The 306-nt window shown below is 34.0% G+C and carries 1 protein-coding gene; it reads right to left on the reverse strand.

Annotation, left to right across the window (positions count from 1 at the left end; genetic code table 11):
• On the reverse strand, positions 1-306 hold a 306-nt coding region (locus tag QP437_RS09870), incomplete at both ends, for a DMT family transporter (RefSeq protein WP_285267714.1).

A 306-nucleotide genomic window follows, 5' to 3' on the forward strand; every position in this document is an offset into this window, starting at 1 on the left:
AATATTGCGGGGAATTAATTTTAACTGAGCAAATAAGAACAGACAACACCAATATAAACACTGATTCAAGTGAAAAAATAATTGATGCGCTTCCTGCTGAAATAAAATAAAGTCCGTAGAGTGTAAAAGTATACGCTAAGAATGGTTCAAAAACGCATGTCGCATAAGCAAGTATCGCTTTTGAGTTTAATGGGAGTTTTTTTCTTTTTATAAAAAGAACTATCCAAGATAGTATTACTGCACTACAAATCTGCCAGAAAAACACCCCTCCGGCATCTAGTTCTTCAACTCCTTTTTTGCTCATTA

This window comes from Haemophilus sp. UMB1048 (genome assembly GCF_030218125.1).
GTDB lineage: Bacteria > Pseudomonadota > Gammaproteobacteria > Enterobacterales > Pasteurellaceae > Haemophilus_D.